Here is a 7461-nt window from a genome sequence, read left to right on the forward strand (position 1 = left end):
CCGGGCGACACGGTCACCTCCAGCACGCGCTGACCGTCGGAGGCGGCTCCGCTGGAGACCAGTTGGTAGGCGTTGGGAGTGCCGCTGACCTGCACGGTCTGGGTGGCGCCGCCCTGCAGCGTGTAGGTGACGGTGCCGGTGCCGCCGAGCACCATCTGCACGATGCCGGCGTGGAAGCGCAGCCGCACCTGGGCGGGCTGGTCGGTGCCGGGGGTGATGCTCTGGGAGGTCAGGTTCCAGCTGCCCTGCACGACGAACGAGTCGTCGGGCTGGGAGGCGGGGTAGGCGAAGGTGGTCGTGCCCGGGTCGTAGGCGGTGCCGCCGCCGAAGTTGGCCTGCTTGGCCGCACCGAGGAACGTCTCCTGCGTGGTCGAGCCGACCTGCGGGGTGGTGTCCTGCACCTCGGTGGGCGGGGGCAGCTGCACGTTCGGGTTCGCCTGCACGAGCAGCTGGCGGATCAGGTTCTCGGTGGTGGCGTAGTTGCCTTCACCGAACTGGATGTTGCGCACCACCCCCTGCGCGTCGATCAGGTAGTGGGCGGGCCAATACCGGTTGCGGTAGTTGGTCCAGGTGTCGAGGTTGTTGTCGATGGCGACCGGGTAGGTAATGCCGAAGTTCTTGGCACCGGCCATGACGTTCGCCGGGTCCTTCTCGAAGGCGTACTCGGGCGAGTGGATGCCGATGACCTCGAGTCCGAGCGAGGCGTAGGCGTTGTTCCAGGCTACGACATGCGGGATGGAGCGCTGGCAGTTGATGCACGAGTACGCCCAGAAGTCGATCAGTACGACCTTGCCCTTCTCCTGGGAGAGCGTGATCGGCTGGTCGTTGGGGGTGTTGAACCACTGCTGGATGCCCTTGATGCTCGGCGCCGTGCCGCACGATTCGAGCTCGGTGGCACCGGCGGTGCACTTGTCGAGGTTCTTGTTCTCGTCGTTGACGAGGCCGCCGAGGGCGAGAGCCTTCTGCGCGTCGGGGTTGTCGGTGAGCTGCTGCTGCAGCCCCGACGTGTAGTCGGGCACGAGCTGCTGCAGCAGCTGGGGCACGTTGAACACCAGCCCGACCGACAGCGCGATCATGGCGGAGCCGCCGATGATGCGCAGCAGGCGCTCGCGGGTGCGGAACGCGCGGATGCGCTGCACGACCGCGCGCCCGGCGAGCGCGAAGACGAGCAGCGGCACGGCGACGCCGATCGCGAACGACACGGTCAGCAAGATCGTGTCGGCGCCGATGCGGCCTGTGGAGCCGGCGACGATGATCGCCGCGAGCACGGGACCGGCACACGGCACGAACACCGCGCCGAGGGCGAGACCCACGCCGAAGCCGCTCCCCCGGTTCGTGACCTCCTTCTGCGGAAGCCAGGTGAACGGCTTCTCGAGGATGCGCTCGAACCGGGGCACGATGAGGCCGATGCCGATGAGGATCAGCACGACGATGCCGACCCAGCGGATGATGTCCTGCGGCAGGTTCAGCAGTCCGAGGATCAGCGACCCGACGAGGGTCACGACCGTGAAGCTCAGCACGAGGCCGGCGATCACCAGGAACGGCCGCCAGCGGGAGGCGGGGCGCACCTCCTCGTCGCCGGTCGCGGCGCTGGCCTGCACGCCTCCCGTGAGGAAGATGACCGGCAGCACCGGAAGGATGCACGGCGAGATGCCGGTGATGAGTCCGCCCAGGAGGCCGATGATGACGAGGGTCATGACGACCTCCCTTTCGTGTCGGTAGCAGTTCGGCCCCGTCGCCCGTTCGGATGGGAACTGCTGCCCGCGAACACGCTGAGTGAGCGGATGCGGCGGCCCGAGGCATCCGGATCTGTTCGATGTCCAATCCGATCCCGCGACCGCCCCGAACGGCTTGATGAACGTCGCACCGCGGCGGACGCCCCCGGAACGCTCGGGTGCGTCGTTCACTCCCACGGGTCCCCCCGGCCCACCCCTCACCACGGAGGAATCATGCTCACCACGAAGTCCAAGGTCATCTCCGGCGTCGCGCTTCTGTTCGCGGGCGCCCTCGCGCTGACCGCATGTTCGAGCTCCACCACCAGCTCGGGATCGATGTCGACGCCGTCGTCGACCCCCATGGCATCCGCCACGATGGACCCCTCGGCCGACCTCGTCGGCCCCGGCTGCTCGGCTTACGCGTCGGCGGTGCCCTCGGGCGCCGGCTCGATCCAGGGCATGTCGCAGGATCCGGTCGCTGTCGCGGCCTCGAACAACCCGCTGCTCACGACGCTCGTCGCGGCCGTCAGCGGCAAGCTGAACCCGAACGTGAACCTCGTCTCGACCCTGAACGGCAGCGAGTTCACCGTGTTCGCCCCTGTCGACGACGCGTTCAAGAAGATCGACAGCGCCACGATCGACACGCTCAAGACCAACAGCGACCTGCTCACGAAGATCCTGACCTACCACGTGGTGGCCGGTCAGATCCCGCCGTCGCAGATCGTCGGCACCCACACGACCGTCGAGGGCCAGACCCTCACCGTGTCGGGCAGCGGCAGCAACCTCACCGTCAACGGCAACTCCGCCGTCATCTGCGGTGGCGTGCACACCGCCAACGCAACCGTGTACCTCATCGACACGGTGCTGATGCCGCCGAGCAACTGACGCCCGCGTCACTCACGTCAGCGACCGCTCGGACTCGCCGGAGTCCGAGCGGTCGCTTTCGTCTGCCCGGCACCGGCCGGAGCGCCGTGCGCGTCCCAGTAGGCTGGAGGACACGGGCCTGTAGCTCAGTCGGCAGAGCATCGGACTTTTAATCCGCGGGTCGTGGGTTCGAGCCCCACCGGGCCCACCCGACTTGTCGCGCTGGGGTCGGCAAGAGGGCGTGAGGAATCATCTGGCGACGCTGCGATGTATTCGTTTTCCACGCCCTTCTTCCCTCACCACGACAACGCCACGCGCGAGCAACTCATCTCCAGCGCCGTCGCCGCATGCGAGCGAAGCCGGACGGGACGAGGTGACCGCATCCGGCCTGAATCGCATGTGATCGGAGCGACCCGTTCAGGCCCGGCTGGCCTCGTGGACGCGGAGGCGGACGGTGGCGGCGTGCAGGATCGGGGACGTGACGTTGTGGGTCCCCGCGCGACGGAGCAGGCCGCCGAGTATGGGCTCGACTTCGGTCGCGCGTCCTGCGACGAAGTCCCGGTACATCGACGTGGTGAAGTCTGATCCGCGCCGGGTGAGCGCAGCCCTGACTCGCTCGATCGCGGCGGGGCGAGGTGAATGGCCCGCCGCGTTTTGGATCTGGACCACCTCGTCGATCAGCAGCTCGACCAGCTTCACACCGTCTTCTACTGCGGCGATCGCACCCGCAGGCCCGCCCAGTAGCACCGTCGCCGCCCCGCCTGCGGCCATGAACAACCACTTCTCCCACATGTCGTGCACGATGGTCTCGGACACCACGGTATCGATGCCGGCGCCCGCGAACACGGCGCCGAGCTGGGTCACTCGGTGTGTGAGTGACCCGTCGAGCTCTCCGAAGGCAATCGATGCCTCCGGGCTGAGCTGGGCGATGTCTCCATTCGCGCAGAGCTCTGTAGCAACGACAGCCACGCCGCCGAGCAGAACTGCTGTGCAGAATCGAGAGCGAATCAGGTCTATGTGGTCGATACCGTTGAGCTCCGGCAGGATCACTGCGCGCGTGCTGAGGACGGCTGTCAGGTCGTCGAGGACAGCGTTGAGAGACATCGCCTTCACAGCGAGGAGCACGACGTCCCAGCGGTCATCGAGCCGGTTCGCAGTCACCGCTGAAACCGCGACTGCGGTGCGAGCACCGTCGGGGTCGATGAGCGCGAGCCCGTCTTCGGCGAGGGAGGCGGCTCGGTCTGGACGCACAAGGAAGGTGATGTCGACGCCCGCCCGCGCGAGACGTGCACCGAAGAAGCCGCCCACAGCGCCCGCGCCGACGATGAGAATGCGCATGGACATGTCCCGCCCTTCCGAGTTCAGTCGATCGCGTTCGGCACGGTGCGTGCGGCGCGGCTGGCGACGCGGCGCGCGAGGAGGCGCGGACCCTGAGAAATGGTGACGACTCCTGCGATGACGACAAGACCGCCGAGAAGTTCGGGCAGGATCGGCAGTTCGCCCAGCCAGCCCCAAGCGATGAGCACCGCGACGGGAGGGACGAGGTAGAGGAGCGACGTGGACACGGCCACCGGCATCCGCGCGACGGCGTAAGCCCAGAGGACGAAACCAGCCGCAGACGGCAGTAGGCCCAGGTAGATGGCTGCGAGCCACGGTGCCGGGCCGGCGCTGAGGAGCCCGTCGAGGTCGAAGGCCACCGCCGGGAGAGTCATCACAGTGCCAGCGATCATGGCGTAACAGGCGACCTCGACGCTGCTGTACCGCTGGAGAAGAGGACGCTGCAGCGGGTGATAGATGCCCTGCACCACCATGGCAGCCACCACGATCCACACCGCGGCTGACAGTGACACGCCAGCGCGAGCGAGGCAGACGAACGCGACGCCGGCGAGGGATATGACGCTGCCCACGATCGTGGTGCGGGAGATGCGCTCGGTGAAGAGGACGCGGGCAACGGCGACGGAGACCAGCGGCGCGGCGGCGACGATGATGCTCGCCGTCCCTGCAGGCACGTACAGTTCCCCACAGTTCAGCAACAGCTGGTATGCGGTCATCCCGAAGAACCCGCACGCCGCGATCCACCCCAGATCGCGTGCCCTCGGAATCCGGGCCTTCGCCAGGACTGCAACGATCACCAGCGCGACCGCCGCCACGAGCAGGCGTGCGAACGACAGCCCGATAACCCCCATCGCGGGAACCGCGACCCGGATCGCAGGGAACGCGGACGCCCACAACACCACTACCAGCACGCCAGCCAGGAATGCCCTATTGACTCTCACGGATTCAGAGTGTCAAACTCAATACATCAACACAACTTACGTTCTCTTACTTAACAGATAAAAATTGCTTAAGGTGAATTGGCATGATCGACGTGCGCAAGATCCGGTTGCTCGCCGCCCTGCAGCGTCTCGGCACGATTGCGGCCGTAGCGGAGGAGATGCACATCAGCGCCCCCGGCGTATCGATGCAACTCACCGCTCTTGAGAAGGAGATCGGGCTCCCCCTCACACGGCGGCAGGGCCGCCGACTCGTACTCACCGCCGCCGGTGCGACCCTCGCTGACCACGGTCACGCCATTCTCGACAGACTGTCGCTTGCGGAGCTTGAACTAGAGGCACTCCGTGCGGGGACAGTCGGTCGATACGCCCTCGCCGCATTCCCCTCGGCGGCTCGCACATTCGTCGCGGATGCCTACCGCACCATGCTCGCCGACACTGGAGCGGCCCTAGAGGTGCGCCTCACCACTGAGGAGCCGGATAGCGCGATCGCGGCCCTCATGACGGGCGACGCCGATCTGTCGGTCGTCCATTCATACTCGAACGTGCCCAGGAACCTCCCGAACGGTATCGAGTCTCAGCACCTCGGCAGCGAACCCGTCTGGCTGGCGGTGTCGGCGACCTATCGACAGCCGGCGTCGACCCCGCGACTATCCGACTATGCGACAGCACCGTGGATCGCGCCGACAGCCGACGTGACCTGCTTCACGATGATGGAACGCGCCTGCGGCCTCGCCGGATTCCAACCCCGAATCGTCGCGGAATCCATGGACTTCAGCGTCCAACTCGAACTCGTCGCCGCCGGAGTCGGCGTCGCTCTCGTGCCCGCGCTGACCATCGCGCAGCTTCCTGACGGCGTCGATCTGCTCAGTCTCGACTCCCCGCTCGTGCGCAGCGTCCACCTCGCAGCGCGCACTCCCGACGTCGTCGATCCTGGGATACGCGCCCTCACCCGCATCCTCACCGAGGCGGCGGCAGAAAGACTGCCTCTGCGACCTCTCGCCACCTGACACGAAAGTACGCCGTTGCCTATATCCGACCTGGCTGAGCGCATCCGTATCACGCTCTACCGTCACCTCGCAACCACAGGACGATCGCTCGATGCTCGACAACTCGCCGCTGCGGTCAAGGCCACCCCCGACGAAGCGAGGGCCGCACTCGTCGAACTCGCCGATTCCCACCACCTCGTGCTCCAGAACGGGGACGTCGTACTCGCCCACCCGTTCGCCAGCCGTTCGTTCCGCTTCTCCGTCATGAGCACGACCACACTCTGGTGGGGCGGATGTGCCTGGGACGCATTCGCAATTCCGCACCTCGTCCCCCACTCCCCGTCCGCGCTCATCGCGACCACCTGCCCCGCCTGCGGCGCAGCCCACGCATGGACAGTCACAAACGAGTACCCGCCCTCGGGCGACCAGATCGCGCACTTCCTCGTCCCTGCGGCCGAGATCTGGCCCGACGCCACCCACGCCTGCGAGAACCAACAGATCTATTGCGACGAGAGCTGCCTCGACGACTGGCTCGCCAGAACGGGCAACACTCGCGGGTATGTGATGACGCTGACCACGCTCTGGAACCTCGCCGCGCACTGGTACGACGGCAGGCTCGACACACCCTATGAGCGCCGCGATCCCACCCTCGCTGCGGCCTACTTCCGCGAGGTCGGCCTGACCGGCCCCTTCTGGGGTGTGGAACCATGACGACAATGTGCAGAGGTGCCGTGACGCCGTGACGAACGGGCGCCCTTCGCCCCGCAACTCGCATGGAGGATGTGCAGCCGGCGACGGCGTGCGGATGAAGACATTCCGAGAACGTCGATACGCCGACTGCTGAATACCGCTGTCGTCCGACCGGGGACAGCACCTCGGAAAGTCGACAGCAACGCCGCGGATGTCTGCGGTGGTGTTCACACCGCCCGCACAGCCGCATGCCACGTCGACCCCTTGCCGCTCCCACCGAGAAGCACAGCGGCCCGGAATGCACTCGACAGAGCGCGGCACTCAGCCATCGTGAGCTCGAGGCCAACCGGGCCCACCCTCACCCCCGGACGAGCAGATACCCCGCGAGCGCGAAGCCGCACAGCGCGATGAGCACGCGGAGCACCGCCGGCGGGAGACGACGGGCCACCGCGGGGCCGATGAGGCCACCGAGCACGGCGCCGATCGCGAGCGGCCACATCGCCGCCCACACCACCGTGCCCCACACCGCGAACAGCATGGCGGGCAACACGTCCGAGGCGACGAGGATGACGTTCTTGAGCGAGTTCGCGCGGTGCAGCACGGGTTCGGTCGTCAGCAACAGCAGGGTGATCAGCAGGATGCCGGAACCCGCCCCGAAATAGCCGTTGTAGGTCGCGACGGCGCCCCCGGCGATCGCGGCGGCGGGGCGCGGCATCCCTCGCCCGAAGCGTCGCTGCGCGCGGGCGATGACCGGCTGCGCGAGCAGCACGAGGGAGCCCGTCGCCACGAGGAAGGGCACCACCCGGTCGAACAGGGCGCCCGGGGTGAGGACGAGCAGTACCGCCCCGGCGAGGGAGAAGAGGACCGACGGCGGCATCCAGGTGCGCAGCGTTGCGGCATGGCCGCGCAGGTCGGGACCGGCGCGCAGCG

The 7461-nt window shown here is 67.4% G+C and carries 7 protein-coding genes and 1 tRNA gene; 4 read left to right on the plus strand and 4 right to left on the minus strand.

Annotation, left to right across the window (positions count from 1 at the left end; genetic code table 11):
* Positions 1-1697, minus strand: a 1697-nt coding sequence (locus ABT08_RS11870; RefSeq protein WP_288115084.1) for a cytochrome c biogenesis protein DipZ, incomplete at its 3' end; no start/stop codon positions are given.
* Positions 1698-1949: 252 nt separating this feature from the next.
* Here ABT08_RS11870 and ABT08_RS11875 point away from each other — a divergent pair.
* Together ABT08_RS11875 and ABT08_RS11880 are read left to right on the plus strand one after the other, a co-directional pair.
* On the plus strand, positions 1950-2600 hold the full coding sequence (locus tag ABT08_RS11875; RefSeq protein WP_045245858.1) for a fasciclin domain-containing protein: 651 nt from the start codon (positions 1950-1952) through the stop codon (positions 2598-2600).
* A gap of 114 nt (positions 2601-2714) precedes the next feature.
* Positions 2715-2787, plus strand: a tRNA-Lys gene (locus tag ABT08_RS11880).
* 209 nt (positions 2788-2996) lie between these two features.
* On the opposite strand, the gene ABT08_RS11885 is transcribed toward ABT08_RS11880, so the two are convergent.
* Together ABT08_RS11885 and ABT08_RS11890 are read right to left on the minus strand one after the other, a co-directional pair.
* Entirely contained in the window at positions 2997-3923 is a 927-nt protein-coding gene (locus tag ABT08_RS11885; RefSeq protein ID WP_056210303.1) for a ketopantoate reductase family protein, read from the minus strand.
* Between the two features lie 17 nt (positions 3924-3940).
* Positions 3941-4855 carry a DMT family transporter gene (locus tag ABT08_RS11890; RefSeq protein ID WP_056210306.1) on the minus strand — a complete coding sequence of 305 codons (915 nt, stop codon included), beginning with the start codon at positions 4853-4855 and terminating at the stop codon, positions 3941-3943.
* Positions 4856-4938: 83 nt separating this feature from the next.
* Here ABT08_RS11890 and ABT08_RS11895 point away from each other — a divergent pair, with 83 nt between their 5' ends.
* The gene (locus ABT08_RS11895) at positions 4939-5862 is read left to right on the plus strand and encodes a LysR family transcriptional regulator (protein WP_056519169.1); all 924 of its coding nucleotides are present in this window, start codon (positions 4939-4941) and stop codon (positions 5860-5862) included.
* 15 nt (positions 5863-5877) lie between these two features.
* Entirely contained in the window at positions 5878-6552 is a 675-nt protein-coding gene (merB, locus tag ABT08_RS11900) for an organomercurial lyase (RefSeq protein ID WP_056519172.1), read from the plus strand.
* A gap of 337 nt (positions 6553-6889) precedes the next feature.
* Here the strand turns inward: merB and ABT08_RS11905 are convergent.
* On the minus strand, positions 6890-7461 hold a 572-nt coding region (locus ABT08_RS11905), incomplete at its 5' end, for a sulfite exporter TauE/SafE family protein (protein WP_288115085.1).

Source organism: Microbacterium sp. SCN 71-21 (assembly GCF_001725695.1).
Classification (GTDB): domain Bacteria; phylum Actinomycetota; class Actinomycetes; order Actinomycetales; family Microbacteriaceae; genus Microbacterium; species Microbacterium ginsengisoli.

Bases quoted from the DNA above. Each gene is read 5' to 3' on its own strand.
- ABT08_RS11895 (WP_056519169.1), top strand. From the start codon at position 4,939: ATGATCGACGTGCGCAAGATCCGGTTGCTCGCCGCCCTGCAGCGTCTC.
- ABT08_RS11875 (WP_045245858.1), top strand. From the start codon at position 1,950: ATGCTCACCACGAAGTCCAAGGTCATCTCCGGCGTCGCGCTTCTGTTC.
- ABT08_RS11885 (WP_056210303.1), bottom strand. From the start codon at position 3,923: ATGTCCATGCGCATTCTCATCGTCGGCGCGGGCGCTGTGGGCGGCTTC.